Annotated in this window: 13 protein-coding genes; all 13 read left to right on the forward strand. The window is 51.5% G+C overall.

Going from position 1 to position 16337, the window contains the following annotated elements:
• The first annotated feature begins 64 nt into the window (after positions 1–64).
• The 13 genes from ACX1C1_RS06950 to yycI all read left to right on the forward strand — a co-directional run bounded on the left by ACX1C1_RS06950 (position 65) and on the right by yycI (position 16060).
• Positions 65–1111: an LCP family protein gene (locus tag ACX1C1_RS06950; RefSeq protein WP_458956385.1), complete on the forward strand. Its 1047-nt coding sequence runs from the start codon at positions 65–67 to the stop codon at positions 1109–1111.
• A gap of 19 nt (positions 1112–1130) precedes the next feature.
• Positions 1131–1541, forward strand: a complete 411-nt coding sequence (locus ACX1C1_RS06955) for a CBS domain-containing protein (RefSeq protein ID WP_458956386.1) — start codon at positions 1131–1133, stop codon at positions 1539–1541.
• Between the two features lie 148 nt (positions 1542–1689).
• Positions 1690–2670 (forward strand): DUF2232 domain-containing protein, encoded by a 981-nt coding sequence (locus ACX1C1_RS06960; RefSeq protein ID WP_458956387.1) that lies wholly within the window; start codon positions 1690–1692, stop codon positions 2668–2670.
• Positions 2671–2689: 19 nt separating this feature from the next.
• Complete coding sequence (locus tag ACX1C1_RS06965) at positions 2690–4657, forward strand: DHH family phosphoesterase (RefSeq protein WP_458956388.1); 1968 nt, start codon at positions 2690–2692, stop codon at positions 4655–4657.
• On the forward strand, positions 4654–5097 hold the full coding sequence (gene rplI, locus ACX1C1_RS06970) for a 50S ribosomal protein L9 (RefSeq protein WP_458956389.1): 444 nt from the start codon (positions 4654–4656) through the stop codon (positions 5095–5097). Before ACX1C1_RS06965 ends, rplI begins: the two co-directional genes overlap by 4 nt.
• A gap of 78 nt (positions 5098–5175) precedes the next feature.
• Positions 5176–6546, forward strand: a complete 1371-nt coding sequence (dnaB, locus tag ACX1C1_RS06975; protein ID WP_458956390.1) for a replicative DNA helicase — start codon at positions 5176–5178, stop codon at positions 6544–6546.
• A gap of 174 nt (positions 6547–6720) precedes the next feature.
• On the forward strand, positions 6721–8004 hold the full coding sequence (locus tag ACX1C1_RS06980; RefSeq protein ID WP_458956391.1) for an adenylosuccinate synthase: 1284 nt from the start codon (positions 6721–6723) through the stop codon (positions 8002–8004).
• A 165-nt stretch (positions 8005–8169) separates the two neighbouring features.
• On the forward strand, positions 8170–8895 hold the full coding sequence (locus ACX1C1_RS06985) for a hypothetical protein (RefSeq protein ID WP_458956392.1): 726 nt from the start codon (positions 8170–8172) through the stop codon (positions 8893–8895).
• 142 nt (positions 8896–9037) lie between these two features.
• Positions 9038–10618 (forward strand): peptidoglycan DD-metalloendopeptidase family protein, encoded by a 1581-nt coding sequence (locus tag ACX1C1_RS06990; RefSeq protein WP_458956393.1) that lies wholly within the window; start codon positions 9038–9040, stop codon positions 10616–10618.
• Between the two features lie 224 nt (positions 10619–10842).
• Positions 10843–11598 (forward strand): response regulator YycF, encoded by a 756-nt coding sequence (yycF, locus tag ACX1C1_RS06995; protein WP_458956394.1) that lies wholly within the window; start codon positions 10843–10845, stop codon positions 11596–11598.
• Positions 11595–13445 (forward strand): cell wall metabolism sensor histidine kinase WalK, encoded by a 1851-nt coding sequence (gene walK / locus ACX1C1_RS07000; protein ID WP_458956395.1) that lies wholly within the window; start codon positions 11595–11597, stop codon positions 13443–13445. Before yycF ends, walK begins: the two co-directional genes overlap by 4 nt.
• Positions 13442–15214, forward strand: coding sequence for a YycH family regulatory protein (locus tag ACX1C1_RS07005; protein ID WP_458956396.1), 1773 nt, complete (start codon positions 13442–13444; stop codon positions 15212–15214). The genes walK and ACX1C1_RS07005 overlap by 4 nt, the downstream gene beginning before the upstream one ends.
• Positions 15215–15292: 78 nt before the next feature.
• A complete protein-coding gene (yycI, locus tag ACX1C1_RS07010; protein ID WP_458956397.1) occupies positions 15293–16060 on the forward strand; it encodes a two-component system regulatory protein YycI in 768 nt (255 codons plus the stop codon).
• Positions 16061–16337: the final 277 nt, after the last annotated feature.

Raw genomic sequence — 16337 nt, forward strand, 5'->3', positions numbered from 1 at the left:
GGGAAGGAACTTAGTTTGCCGGATAGAGAGACAGACGGAATGAATAATGTGGAGAGTGGAAACGATGAAAAAAAATAAACGATTATATGCGATTAGTATCCTTGCAATCGTATTGCTCGCGGCGGCATACCTCAATCGGGAAACACTGGCTATGGCAGGCTTCGATTGGTTTGTGCAAGGATCGCTGGAGAAGAAGCTCGAAACGACATATAAGCCTGTCGATAATCGTCAACCGCCAATACCGGTGAATGTCGATAGAACGAAGACAGAACCGTTCTCCTTGCTGCTGCTAGGGGTGGATCAACGCGACAATGAGGCTGGACGATCGGACACGTTGATCTACACGGTGATTCGCCCAACGGATGGTAAAATGCTGCTTGTTTCGATTCCCCGCGATATGTACGTAGAGATTGTCGGCAGGGACAGCAAGGACAAAATCAACCATTCGTATGTATTCGGCGGAGCGGGTATGACGATGGATACGGTAGAGAAGTACCTGGATGCCCCTGTCAATCATTACGCTTCTATTAACTTCGAAGGGTTCAGGGACGTAATTGATGCGATGGGCGGCATAGCGCTGCCGATCAAAGAAGATATTGTGAATAAGGGCTACGACCATGAAAAATTTGTTATTAAAGGCGGACAGGATCTATATAACGGAACCGATGCGCTTAATTTCGTGCGCTATCGTGAAGACGCAGGCGGGGACATGAGCCGAACAGAGCGACATCAGCAGTTCCTTCATGCTATTATAGAGAAGGCTACTAGCATGAAGCAGTGGACCAAAATCCCTTCCTTTATCGATATTATGGGCGACAATTTCAGTACGGACATGCAACCAGGGCAGTTAATCGATTTGTCGCAATCCATCTTGACCAAAGGCGATCCGACGATGTACAGCCATACGATGCTGGGACGCGGAGGTCGATTGGTAGAGGGCGGAACGTATTATTACTTCCCGGATGAAGAAGATCAACAGCAAGTGCAGACGATGATTCAAAATTGGCTGGATGCTGATACAGCGAGCGCAAATTTGATTCTCCCTGCTCAGTATATGGCGACTGAGCCGAACAAGGAGGCACAGTCGATCACTAGCGCGTCTGGTCAATAAGAACGGAGTGAACGAAGGAATGAATATCGCATTTTTCCTGCTGCCGAAGCAAGAGGTCGTCTGTATGACCAACGAGACGACGCTAAGGCAAGCGCTCGAGCGAATGGAATATCACCGCTACACGTCGGTTCCGATTCTGCGCAACGACGGTTCGTATTACGGTACGCTGACCGAAGGCGACCTGTTGTGGTTCATGAAGAGCCGCCCGGACTTGACGTTCGAGGGGACGAACAAGGTGAGAATTAGCGAAGTGCCGCTAAGGGTGAACAATCAGGCGGTTAATATCGATGCCAATATGGATGATATGATCTCGCTAGCGAAGGTTCAGAACTTTGTTCCTGTAGTGGATGACCGCAATCATTTTATCGGCATTGTGCGAAGAAGCGAAATTATTGATTATTGTCAGAAAGGACTGTCCCAGCGGAGCTAAGGCTTCGCGGGGGCAGTTTTTTTTGTTTGGGTTGTGACGGCAAAGATGGGGTAGAGGAGTGGGGGATGAATGGAATAAACGGTTACGGAATCTAATAATGAGGCAGCGAGGCAGCGGACTGGCAGTGATGTACAGGATGCATGCGGAATTGCGCTTTTATGATATAATGGGTAGTGAATGCCTGATCTCGGGCATGCAATCGAAGTCGTCAGAGGTGAACGGATTGAAAACTGGGCTTAAACCCTTGTTATGGAGCGGTGCAGCGCTGCTGCTGCTGTTGCTTCTCGCTGTACCTGTATTGAATTTGCCCGCCTTATTGTTCATGATGGTTCCGTACGTCGTCCTCTATTCGACATTGTCCAGAGGGGCCTTCGCCCTGCATGTGATTCCGGTATGGGTTATCGCAGCGCTGATCGCGGGACCGGCAGTACTTATTATCGGACTGTTCTTCCTCTTGCCCGCCATCGTGATGGGTCACCTCTATCGTAAGGAAGCGCCTGCCGCTAAGGTTATACGGATCGTCGGCGTTGTTATTCTAGCCCAGCTCATGCTGGAGTTGATTGTCTTCGAGCTTGTGCTCGACTTGTCGCTGCTGGATGCGATGAGCACCACCATTCGGGATACGTTCGAAAGCGTCATGGCTCAAAGCGCAATCACGACAGAATGGACATCGCAGCATACGGAGACGTTAATTTCCGTTATTATCAATATGATTCCGTTAACGTTCATCATTCTCGCTTACGTCTACGCGGTCATATCGCACTACATTTCACGAAGATTGGTTAACCGCAGCGGACTTCAAGTTCCGGCTTACCCTAAGGCTAGAGAGTGGAAGCTGCCGCGTGTCCTGGTTATCTATTATTTGATCGCTTATGTGCTGGACCTGTTCACGATGAGCACGAGCGAATCGTTCCTGGCCGTAGCGCTTATGAATCTTGTACCGCTGCTGAGCTACGTGTTCGCGATCCAAGCGATCGGATTTGTTTTCTACATTGCGCATCATCGCGACTGGAATAGGGCGGTTCCTGTTCTCTTAGCCATCCCTGTGCTGCTGATTCCTCCGCTTAGCTTGATCGGCGTTCTGGATACTGCATTCCCAATCCGGAAGGCGTTCATTAAATCAAAATAGCACAGGAGCGATATGTTTTATGCCCAAGTTTCTATTGACGAGATGGCATGGCATGCACCATGCCGCCGCGCTGTCCGTACTCGCCCTGCTGTCCGGGTTGCTTGCCTGGTTCCACTGGGCGGCCGGACTTGCCGGCCTGCTCCTTACCATCGGAGTAGGCATCTATAGTTTCTTTGCGGAGCGGGCGTTCCGCAAGGATCTTAAGGTTTATCTGGGAACGTTGTCTTACCGTGTGAAGAAAGGCGGCAATGACGTGATCAGCGAATTGCCGTTCGGCATTATTTTATATCAGGAAGATCGAGTGGTAGAGTGGCACAACCCGTATATCGCCAAGATATTCGAGAAGGACAACGTGATCGGCATGCCATTGACGGAGTTATTCCCGACGCTGCAGCATGCCAAGGACAAGGAACGCGACGGCATCATGGAAGCGGCGATCGGCTCGCAAATGTACCAGTTGATCTTCCGTCCGAAGGAGAAGATCCTGTACGTCAAGAACATCACGGAGCTATGGCAGCTCGGCCGCAAATATGAGGACGAGAAGCTATCGCTTGGCGTCGTAATGATCGACAACCTAGAGGAAGTCACGCAAGGATTGGATGATCATCAACGAAGTACGATGTTGTCCAAGGTGACGACTGAGATTACGGAGTGGGCACAGCAGTACAAAATTTATCTAAAACGTCTGACATCCGACCGCTTCCTGCTCATCACCGACCAAAAGACGCTTCGCCAGCTGGAGCACTCGCGGTTCGTTATTCTGGACGAAGTACGGGAGATGGCCGGTGAACAGAAAATTCCGGTAACGCTGAGTATCGGCTTCGCCGCTGGTGCCGAACAAATAACGGAGCTTGGCGGGTGGGCGCATACGAGCCTCGATATCGCACTCGGTCGCGGCGGTGATCAAGCGGCAGTTAAAGTCGCGGGTCGTCAGTCGTTCTATGGTGGCAAGAGCAATGCCGTAGAGAAGCGCACGCGCGTACGAGCGCGTGTCGTCGCACATGCGCTGCGCGATCTGATGAAGGAGAGCCATAATATCATCATTATGGGTCATAAATTCCCGGATATGGATGCGATCGGAGCTGCAGTGGGTGTGCTGAAAGCGGCACAGTTGTTCGGCAAAGAAGCATACATCGTCTTGGAAGGCATCAATCCTTCCATCGACAAGTTAATGGAACTGCTGCGCGAAGAAGAAAAGCTATCCAAGCGATTTATCTCGCCAGAACAGGCGCTTACGCTGATGACGCCGCAATCGCTTGCTGTTGTTGTCGATACGCATAAGGCATCCTTGGTGAAGGAGCCTAAGCTGCTGACGCTCACCGATCGGATCGTCGTTATCGACCATCATCGCAGGGGCGAAGAATTTATTAATAACGCGATACTAGTATACATGGAGCCATATGCTTCATCTACTTGCGAGCTTGTCACGGAGCTGCTGCAATATATCCATGATCGTGTGGGACTCGATGTTAGAGAAGCAACTGCGCTGCTGGCCGGCATTACGGTGGACACGAAGAGCTTCTCGATGCGCACGGGTGCGCGGACGTTCGAGGCGGCCTCGTTCTTGCGGCGGGGCGGAGCTGATCCGATGGTGATACAGCGTATGCTGCAGGAGGATCTTGAGGGTTATGTCAGCAAGGCCGAAATCATTAAACATGCGGAAGTACTTTATGACCATATCGCGATTGCGGTGGTCGAACAAGGTGTACGCAATTCGCAGCTGCTCATAGCGAAATCAGCGGATACGTTGCTGAATATGACCGATATTCTGGCTTCCTTCGTCATCGGTGAAAGACCGGACGGGCTAATCGGCATCAGTGCGCGCTCGTTAGGCGGCATCAATGTGCAGGTCGTCATGGAGCGCATGGGCGGCGGCGGTCATTTGACCAACGCGGCGGCACAAATGGAAGGCACAGTCTATGAAGTTGCAGGCAAGCTGAAGAAAGTGCTGCATCAAATCGAATCGGAAGAGGGGTTATTCGAATGAAAGTAATCTTCTTGCAAGACGTAAAGGGTCAAGGTAAAAAGGGCGAGGTTAAGGAAGTCTCTGAAGGGTACGTACGTAATTTCCTTCTGCCTAAGGGTTTGGTAAAGGCCGCATCCGACGGCAACCTGAAGACGCTGGAGCTTCAGACGGCTTCGGAAGTGAAGCGCAAAGCAAAGGAAAAAGAGGATGCGCAAGCACTTGCTAAGAAGCTTGAAGACACGACCATTGTCGTGAAAGCGAAAGCTGGCGAGGGTGGACGTCTATTCGGCGCCATTACGAGCAAGCAGGTAGCGGAGGCGCTTGCGGCGCTTGGCTTCAAAATCGACAAGCGCAAGATCGAGCTTGAGGATCCGATCCGTACGCTTGGCGTTACGCAAGTGCCGGTTAAGCTGCATCCGGAAGTCAAAGCGAAGCTGAATGTGCAGACGGCTGAAGAATAAGATTGGCCAAGCAGAGCCATGTTAGACAATATACGTGCGTAACAAAGCTGCAAATGGCGCAACTTAAATAGAAAGGAGATGTCCGAAGTGAGTAACGAATTAATGTTCGACCGGGTTCCGCCACAGAATATGGAAGCGGAACAGGCTGTCATCGGCGCGATTCTCATCCAGCCGGAAGCACTTATTACCGCGATGGAACGTGTACGCAGCGAGGATTTCTACAGCAGCGGCCACGGCCGTATCTATGAAGCGATGATCGAGCTAGGCGAGAACAACCAACCGGTCGATCTCGTCACTCTGACGGCGCATCTTCAAGATCAAGGGTTGCTGGAGGAGATTGGCGGCGTCAGCTACTTGGCGAAGCTGGCCAATGCGGTGCCAACAGCAGCCAACGTCGATTATTACGCCCAGATCGTTGAAGAAAAGTCGATGCTGCGCAGATTGATCCGGACGGCGACCAATATCGTGTCGGATGGTTACGCCAACGCCGAGGATGTCGGCGTGCTGCTCAGCGACGCGGAGAAGAAGATTCTCGAGATATCGAATCGTCGCTCCAGCAGCGGCTTCATCTCCATTCGAGACGTATTAATGGAAGTTTTCGAGAAGGTCGAGTTCTTGTATACCAACAAGGGGGGCACGACGGGTATTCCGTCCGGCTTCGTCGACCTTGATAAGATGACGGCAGGCTTCCAACGAAGCGACCTGATTATCGTGGCGGCGCGTCCTTCCGTCGGCAAGACCGCCTTTGCGCTTAACGTCGCTCAGAACGTGGGCGTTAGAGCGAAGGAAACGGTCGCCATCTTCTCGCTGGAGATGTCAGCGGCACAGCTCGTCCAGCGTATTATATGCGCCGAGGCCAACGTAGACGCTACAAGGATGCGGACAGGCAGCCTGGAGGGTGACGACTGGGAGAAGCTGACGATGGCGATTGGCGCCTTGTCAGAAGCGCAGATCTTTATCGACGATACGCCGGGCATCACGGTAGCCGACATTCGTGCGAAGTGTCGGCGGCTTAAGAAGGAGCGCGGTCTCGGCATGATTCTGATCGACTACCTGCAGCTCATTCAGGGCCGCGGCAAAGGCGGCGAGAATCGTCAGCAGGAAGTATCGGAGATCTCGCGTACGCTTAAGATGATCGCCAGGGAGCTTGAGGTTCCGGTTATCGCATTGTCTCAGCTCAGCCGGGGTGTCGAGCAGCGGCAGGACAAACGCCCGATGATGTCCGACCTTCGGGAATCCGGATCGATCGAGCAGGATGCCGATATTGTCGCGTTCTTATACCGGGACGATTATTACGACAAAGAGTCGGAGAAGAAGAACATTATCGAGATTATACTCGCCAAGCAGCGGAACGGGCCAGTCGGCACGGTTGAGCTGGTTTTCCTCAAAAACTTCAATAAATTCGTCAACTTGGACCGGACTCATCACGATCCGTCGCAAGCATCGTAAATATCCGAACAATTGTGTAGGCGTCTGCACAATTGTTCGTTTTTTGTTTGACTTCTGTCTGCTGCACTGCTAAACTATAAATGCTGTCTTCAGGCCAAAGCCTCCGTGAATAATGCGGAGTCGCCGCATGACGGTAATTTTCGATGTCAAGGTACATCGAACGGGGGTATGATTATGTCTACGGTTGTTGTTGTCGGTACGCAGTGGGGAGACGAAGGGAAAGGCAAAATCACCGACTTCCTAGCAGAGGGAGCTGACGTTGTTGCTCGTTACCAAGGAGGAAACAACGCCGGACACACCATTCTCATCGACAATAAGAAGTACAAATTAACGATGATTCCATCCGGTATTTTCAATCACGATAAAACTTGCGTCATCGGTAACGGAATGGTTATTAACCCAGCCGCGCTGATCGACGAAATTAATTATATTCATGAGAACGGATTCTCGACTGAGAACTTGAAAATCAGCGATCGCGCGCATGTTATTATGCCGTATCATCTGGTGCTAGACGGTCTCGAAGAGGATCGTAAGGGCGACAACAAGATCGGCACGACGCGCAAAGGCATTGGCCCATGCTACATGGACAAGGCTGCTCGCAACGGTATTCGAATCAGTGATCTGATGGATGCCGAGGAGTTCGAATCCCGCGTACGCTCGATCATCGTGGAGAAGAACAACTTGATTCAACAGGTATACGGCGGCGAAGCGCTTGACGGCGATGCTATAGTAAAGGATTACCTCGAATATGCAGAAGTGCTTCGTAAGTACGTGACGGATACTTCGGTTGTGCTTAACGATGCAATTGACGAAGGCAAAAAAGTTCTCTTCGAGGGCGCGCAAGGCGTGATGCTCGATATCGACCAAGGCACATACCCGTTCGTAACGTCCTCCAACCCTTCGGCTGGCGGCGTATGTATCGGTTCCGGCGTTGGACCATCGAAGATCCAACAGGTTATCGGCGTAGCGAAAGCATACACAACTCGCGTAGGCGATGGACCTTTCCCGACAGAACAAGACAACGAAATTGGTCAACTGATCCGCGACAAAGGTCATGAGTATGGCACCGTTACGGGTCGTCCACGTCGTGTAGGCTGGTTCGACACAGTTGTCGTCCGCCATGCACGCCGCGTCAGCGGCATCACAGGGTTGTCGCTGAACTCGCTGGACGTGCTGACAGGTCTCGAAACGGTTAAGATTTGTACGGGCTACAAGTACCGCGATGAGATCATCGAGCACTACCCAGCGAACCTCAAGATGCTTGCCGAGTGCGAAGCGGTGTACGAGGAGTACCCAGGCTGGAGCGAGGATATCTCGGGCGCCAAGAAGCTTGAGGATCTGCCAACTAACACGTTGAACTATCTGAATCGTGTCTCTGAGCTGACAGGAATCCCGATCGCGATCTTCTCTGTCGGTCGTAACCGTGAGCAGACGAACCCAGTACGTTCGATCTACTAATTTAATACAGCCATACAGCCATTGCTGGCGGAGTTCATGAGACTCTGAGAGCAATGGCTGTTTTTTTGCCTGGACGGAATGTCCTCTCTTAACCTTGACCATACTGATAGATAGGAACGAACGGCTTGGTGTGGACTGGCCTGGCCGGGTCTAGGAGATGATGGGATGTTAAGAGGATTGACATGGTTGGCTAAGCTGGTAGCAGCGGGGCTGATCCTTAGTTTTTTGTCGATATGGACGACGGGGTATATCGTGACGAGTTATCTGGAGTCGGTGCTTAAGCAGTACGAATTGCCTATCGATGTGCCGCCGATGGCGATGTCGGGCGTATGGGGTAAGTTATGGGGCTCTGAGCCCCATTTGACCGAACAAGAGGAGAACGTTGCAGAAGGCCAAGGCAGTGAAGATGACGGCAATGACAACACGGCAGAGAAAGAGTCTGATCCGATAGAAGCTGAAGAAGCGTTCGGCGAGGTCGAGGAACCTGCGCTGACGGATGTCGGGGTTGGCAAGGGCAGCGGCGCGGCAGGCAGTGCCGATTCACCAGGCAGCGGCTCAGAATCAGATGAGGTTGGTGGCGCTGCAGAGGGTTGGACAGGAACGGACGAATCAGGTGGCACAGTCGAGGGGATAGGCGGTACCGACGGTACGGAGACGGCTCTATCAACAGACGAATTGACGGAGACGAAGGACAAAATGAGCGACGAAGACAAGAATAAGCTGTTCGATCTTCTCCTCACCAAGCTGCCTCAAGAACAGCTGCAGCAGATCTCTCTCTACATGGAGGAAGGGCTTACAGAACGCGAAGTGACAAACATCGAGCAGATTATGGCGCAGTATCTCGACACGCAGGAATACGAGAGTATGATGGATATTCTGAAAAAATATTAATATTACGTTATGATGGCAATGGTTGCCCCATTTGTTAGGCTTGTGTTAAAGTATTAGGCGAGTGATCCGACGGGAGCATTCGCCTTTTTTCTTGTGTAAGAGCACATAAATCTTTCAGAAGCGAAGCGAAAAGGAGACTATCATGACCGGTTTCAGGGATATGAGTCGTATGAAGAATGTATGGGAACAAACGACCCGATACTTTCGACGTAAAGACTCTCAAGGCTTGGATAGCAAGACCGAACTCCAGACCGCAGACGTGGTTGTATCTACCCCCTTCTGGCGGAAGAAAACGACTCTATGGATCGGTGGAGCGGCAATTGTTCTAACAGCAGCGGGCCTTATTGGCTATCAGCAATACTCGCAATATGTAGAACGAAATACTTTTGAATTCTATCATGTATATATGGACGACGTAGAAGTAGGGACAGTAGGAACACCGGATGAGGTAGAGCAGTGGATTGTGTCGAAGACGCAAGAAGTGCAGCAGGCTAACCCGGATGTGAACATGGAGCTGGACACTGGGGAGATTACATACGTAAGCGACCGTGCGTTTAAGGCAGTTCCAGATACGGAGACGACACTTGCCAAGCTGGAGAGCACAACATCCTCTCATGCGGTAGGCGTGGAAGTCAAGATTGACGGCAACGTCATTGGCATTGTGAAGGATCAAGAAACGGCAGATGGTATTCTAGCAAGAGTGCAGAGCAAATATGCACCTGAGCTTGCTGCCAAGAAAGACGGCAAATCAGTAACTACATTGTCGTATGATGCAAACGAAGAGACTGCAAAGTCTGAAGCGGCTCCCGATTTGACGAAGCCAGGTCGTGTCATAACGGATGTCGAATTCGTAGAGGATGTTGCGATCGCAGAAATTGAGACCGATCCAGCAAGCATTGCTACAGCAGAGGACATCTACAAGAAAATTATTACAGGCAGCACCAAGCCAACCAAGTATGTTGTGCAAGAAGGCGACTGCGTAGGCTGTATCGCTCAGAAATTCGACATTACATCCGATTTTATTCGTCAGAATAATACATGGATCAAAGATGACAAGATTACAATCGGAGACGAGCTGGACCTGACTGTCCAACTGCCGGAGCTGACGGTCGTAACAACCGAAAATCTTGTAGAACTTGAGAAGATTGCCGTGCCTATCGAATACGTAAAAAATGCGAAGATGCGTGTTGGCGAATCCAAGACGATCACGCAAGGCGTTGAAGGTGAACAACGACTGACGTACAGCATCAAGAAGGAAAACGGTTATGTCGTGACGGAAGAGCTAATCAATAAAGAAGTATTGAAGGAACCAACTGCTACCGTGATTGAGAAGGGCACAATGGTTGTGCTTGGCGAAGGCACGGGACGATTCATATGGCCGGTATCCGGCGCGCGACTGACAAGCAAGTTCGGCTCACGTTGGGGTCGCAGCCATAACGGCATCGATATGATCGGCAACAAAACAATTAAGGCTGCCGATAACGGCGTCGTCGAATTCGTCGGCACGAAGGAAGGCCTTGGCAAGTGTATTATCATTAATCATCAGAACGGCTACAAAACAGTGTATGGACATCTGAGTTCCTACAAGGTAAGCAAAGGTGATAAGGTGGAGAAAGGTGATTCCATCGGCATCATGGGGAACACGGGCAATTCGACTGGTACACATCTGCACTTCGAAGTACACAAAAACGGCGTTATGCAAAACCCGCTTAAGTACTTATAATATCTATTATCCAATTGGATCCATATTGAAGCATCTCGGGACATTATTGTTCTTGAGGTGCTTCTTTTATTATGGACGCGCTGGGCAAAAAATAGTTGCAGTGGGATGCAGAGGATATTCTTGCCTATTTGCCCGATATGAGGGGAAATTCATTGTAAACGCAGTGCCACTGTATGTTAGAATATAAGCAAATCAATTGGACAAGCGACAGGCGGTGGGTAACGATGCACGGTAAAATCTTGGTGGTCGATGACGAACAGCCGATTGCAGATATATTGAAGTTTAATTTGGAGAAGGAAGGGCATCAGGTGATCTGCGCGTTCGACGGCGGCGAGGCGGTTAGACTCGCATTCGAGGAGCAGCCGGATCTTATCCTGCTGGACTTGATGCTGCCGGTTAAGGATGGTATGGATGTGTGCCGCGAGGTGCGCTCCAAGCTTAATATGCCAATTATTATGCTCACAGCTAAGGACACCGAGATTGACAAGGTGCTTGGTCTTGAGCTGGGCGCTGACGATTATGTAACCAAACCCTTTAGCACGCGTGAGCTGCTCGCAAGGGTGAAGGCTCATCTGCGCCGCCAGACGAAGAGCGACAAACAAGGCGAAGGCGCCGCCGAAGAATCGGCAAGCCTTGATCCTCATGCGGATCAGCAGGGGTTCAAGCTGTTTAACCTCTTTATCGATACGGATATGTATGTCGTATACAAGAACAACGAACCACTGGACTTGACGCACCGCGAATTCGAGCTAGTCCATTACATGGCGCGCAACAGCGGCAAGGTTATGACACGAGAGCACTTGCTGCAGGCTGTATGGGGCTTCGAATACTTTGGCGACGTTCGTACGGTGGATGTTACGATTCGTCGTCTGCGCGAGAAGATCGAGGATGATCCAAGCCGTCCGGAATATATTATGACGCGGCGAGGATTAGGATATATGATGCGTAATGCGAAGTCGGGAGGTTTCGGGCAGGGATGAAGGGACAGAGCTTCTTCCGGACCATTCAGGTCAAGCTCGTCATTATTTACCTGCTGCTGATACTCGTGGCGATGCAGCTTATCGGCGTTTATTTCATCAGTACGGTCAAGAACTCGCTTATTACGACCTTCACCAACAATCTGAGGGAGCAGGCGGATATTCTGGCCAAATTCGCTGCGCCGAGCTTACTTCCGAATCAGGAGGGCGATGGCGATTCAGCCGATAATACGACAGAAGACCTCAACTTGGTCGTGCGCAATCTGTTCAGCATCAGCGGAGCCGAAGTTCAGGTGCTCGATGCTAACGGAAGGCTTGTCGCGACTTCGTTGCAGGTCCACCAGTCGTATATCGGGCAGAAGAACAAGTCGCTGGCGGTGAGCCGGGCGCTGCAGAATATTTCGGATAACGAGGAAGAAATTATTGATGAAGATAACACCCGCAAAAAGATGCTTGCGCTGCCCGTCACCTACAACGATAAAGTCGTAGGGGCCGTGTATGTCGTGGCGTCTATGACAGAGCTGTACGTAACGGTCAATCGGGTGAATCAGATCTTTTTCTCGGGGACGTTAATTGCGCTTGGACTGACGGGCGTACTTGGCATCTTGTTGGCACATACGATCACCAATCCGATCAAAGGATTGACCAGACAGGTCGAAGCTGTTGCAGATGGGCGATTTGACCTCAAATCACCGGTACTCGGGGACGATGAGATCGGGCGTCTTAGTATGGCATTCAATGATATGACGATACGACTGAAGGAAGCATTGTCAGCGAATGAAGAAGAGAATGAGAAGCTGGTATCGGTACTCTCCAATATGAGCGACGGCGTAGTTGCCGCCGACGAGCGAGGAGTCATCATCGTATGGAATCGCCGCGCGCTGGAGCTGCTCGACGTAGAGACGTTCCAAGGTGCCCAGCTATCGGAGCTGTTAGGTCTCGAACCCGATAAGCTGTCCGTGCTCGAGCAAGGACGCGGTCAGACGATCCTGCTTCATCGGGATGCGCAGGAGGATGGACAAACGGTTGAATCAGGGGATTCGACGCTGAAGGTTACGTTTACGCCGATTCATCGCAGAGGCAAGGGCATCACGGGCACCATCGCGGTATTACAGGATGTTACGGAGCAGGAGAAGCTGGAGCAGTCCCGTCGTCAATTCGTTGCCAACGTATCACATGAGCTGCGTACTCCGTTAACGACGATCAAAAGTTATGCGGAAGCGCTCGGGGACGGTGCGCTCGAGGAGCGGGAGCTATCGGCGAGATTCGTTGGTGTTATCAGCAATGAAACCGAGAGGATGATCCGTCTCGTAACGGATCTGCTCCATCTGTCTCGGCTCGACTCCAATCAGGCGCCGCTGCGCCGACGTCAAACCAATATTCACGATATGCTGGACGAAGTGGCCGACCGCTTCTCCTTCCAACTGCGACAGAAGTCGATCTCGGCTAACGTCGGAGTGGAGCGGGGTCTTAAGAACGCTTGGCTGGACCGCGATCAGATCGATCAGGTGCTGGATAATCTGATATCCAATGCGATCAAATATACGCTCGATGGCGGTCAGATCGGCCTAATTGCACGCCGTACGGCGGATGGGTCGTCACTAGAGATCAGCGTGAAGGATACGGGAATTGGTATCCCTAAGAAGGATCTTTCGCGAATTTTTGACCGATTCTATCGGGTAGACAAGGCGAGATCCCGCAATATGGGCGGGACGGGACTAGGTTTGTCGATTGCCCGGGAAATCGTCAAGGCGCATGGAGGCACAATTGCGTTGTATTCGGAGCTTAATGAAGGCACGAAAGTCACATTCACGCTTCCTTTGCTTCAGGAAGGAGGGGAGCCCGAATGATAGAGCGAGTCAAAACAGGGGTGTTAATCGCGCTGGTAGTACTCAGCCTGCTCCAGAGTTATCTGCTGGCATACAGCATGCCGGGGCTAGTGGCGACCGTACGGAGCGATCTCGATTATATTAATGCGGAGCGGCTCGGGACAACTTCGCATGTGGAGAACACGATATTCCCAGAAGAATTGATTATTCATATGGGCGAAGACCGTCATACCGTACTCTACCCGAATACGCAGTTCTACGAGATGATCTTGGAGGAGCGTCTGATGGGACGTGAATTCAAGGGGTTCCAGCGCAGCCCGATTACGCTGCTCGACTGGAACGAAGTGCGGAAAAACGATATCGGCATCGAATTGAGATTCGGAAGCGGCATCGCCGTCGATCTGCTGCAGAAGCTGCTGAAGCTCGAAGGAGATCTGTTGTTCCTCAATGACCGAATCGACCGCATCTGGATCTTCAAAACAACGGATACGGAAGAGATCCGGACCTTCTTCTTCAGCAGTGAGGAAGGGATCGTCTACGAGTCCGTTCGTGCCGACTTAACAGTGCGCGATGTACAGGATTATGTTGGCTTCGGTCAACATCTGCCGGAGTATACGATGATGGCTGGCGACTTGTATCTGCCGAAGGAGTCGCTGCAAGCGACCTCGATGATTTTCCCGTTCGAGACATATTCGCCGGAGCAAATGCAGCGGAGCCTATTCTTCGACGCCAGCACAACAAGGGCTATTGTCGACCGAAGCGGCTCGCAGATCTTTGCCGATGGCAAACGCGGGTTGCAGGTGGATCAGAATGGTCTGTGGATCAACTACACGAACCCGGCTGCGACGCAGAGCAATGGCGTTATGCCAAGCGAGAATGTGTACGCATCGGTGGACTTTATTAATGAGCATGGCGGCTGGGACGGTTCACATGCATTGACCGGTTCTCCGGTAGAGGATGAGATGAGGAAGGTGACCTTCCGCAAGTATGTGGAGCAATATCCGATCATCGATAACGAACTGTTCAATTACGGCAATATTCAGCTGACGCTGCAGCAAGGCGTCGTGACGGAATATTCGCGATCGCTTATTACGTTGGCAGAGCAGTCGGAATCGCGTACGGTGCGTTGGCTGGCTGGCGGCGAGGCGCTTAAAGGGCTGTATCATAAGTATGCGCGACAAGGCGAGGTGACGGCACTGTTCCCTGCGCTGAGGTCGTCGCTCCTCGAGGATAACCGAATTAGCTTTGAGCCTGTATGGGCTGTAAGGCTGGCGGATGGAACGGAGGAAATTCTAACGGAGGCATATCCGATAGGATACAAACCACCTCCTCCTCAGACAGACGAGGCATCTAACGGACAAGGAGCGGGTGACGGAACATCACCGGGACAAACAACCGGCGAGGTATCGGATTCGCAAGGGACAGAAGCGTCTGACGGCTCGGAGTCAGCAGCGGGTCAAGTAGCTTTGAATTCGGGCGGACTACGATCTCCCAGAGAGCAGAGTGGTAATGAGCGACAAGCACAGGGGAGCGCCGGCAGTGGCAGTCATGGAGTTGGCTCAGACGGTAGTGCGGGCGCTGTCTCTGGAACTGGTCCAGACGACGCAGGCCTTGCCGGCTTGCTTGCTAATCGTCTAGATATCGGCAGCAGTTTCGTTGATCAGGGGACGGATTTAGGAACCGCTCCGTCAGACCTGATGGATGGTGCGGAGCAAGACAGCTCGTCGCCGGTGGAACCGCTCAATGACGTGAAGACCGAGGCTGCAGGTACAGTAAGCAATACTGAGTAGTCATGTATGCGGCGGGCGAGGAAATAGGGGACGAGGTATAAGCGGTAACGCGAGCCATGTTGCGGGAGGTGATGGGAATTGGATTGGGGCAGAGCAAAAAGTGTGTTGATTATGTCGTTTCTCATGCTGAACGTCCTTCTAGGGTATCAGCTGTTCAACGATATCAGGGAGCAATTGGACGCCAACGTAAACTCGGCGGAGCTTCCGCAGGATAAGGTGCTGCTTATGCAGCAGAAACGAATTACGTTTGCTTCTTCGGCGAATTTGCCCTCTGATACGCCTAAGCTAGGCGACCTGACGTACCTGCTTCACTCCGATGTCCATCAGAAGCCTGTCCCAACACCGCTGGAGAAGCCGGTCGACAGCGCCTTGAACTTTAGCAAGGGTCAGCTCATCAAGGCGATCGGCGATCAGGTGCCTGAACTCGAGCATTATGTATACGATATTCATAATAGCCGGGAAGGCGTCTTTGTTCTCCACCGAATGGTCGATGGACTGCCTATGTTTAATGTAGAGCTGGAGCTCTACAACAGTAACTTGAAGATTACAGGCTTCCTGCAGGATCGTGTGGAGCTGATTGGCAGAGGTGAGGAGAAGCAGGTGCTTCCCGCATCGAAGATCGTGGCGAGCTTAATCGAGACATACTTGCCGGAGGGCTCGGTCATTACGGATATTCAGCTAGGCTATCATGGGCAAATCTTTGATTCGGAGAAGCAGGTGTCAACGCCATCCTGGAGAGTCATGCTCGAGGACGGCAACGTATATTATGTGAATGCCATTAGTGGTGAAGTAGCTACGGATGGCGGAGGCGAACCGAATGAAGGGGATGACAAGTCGGGAAGTTAATGCGCCCCGACTTTCCCTTTTATAATGTCCAAAGATTTAGTGATTATCGGATAACTTAAAGACACGCAGGTCCATTAGAATGTTACAATAGACAGATAGAAGAGAAATAACCAGCAGTTGCGAATATGGAAGCGAACGAGTCGGCGATGCGACTCCTAATTGGGAATATATTAGCATGGAAGGGCTGCGGCTTGTCATGGTTAGATAGAGTAGAGTCGTGCTTGGTCCTACTCAATCTGACTGCACATGCGATTGTTATAGATTGCGAGTTTCATAG

The sequence above is a fragment of the Paenibacillus sp. strain BS8-2 genome, from assembly GCF_054483835.1.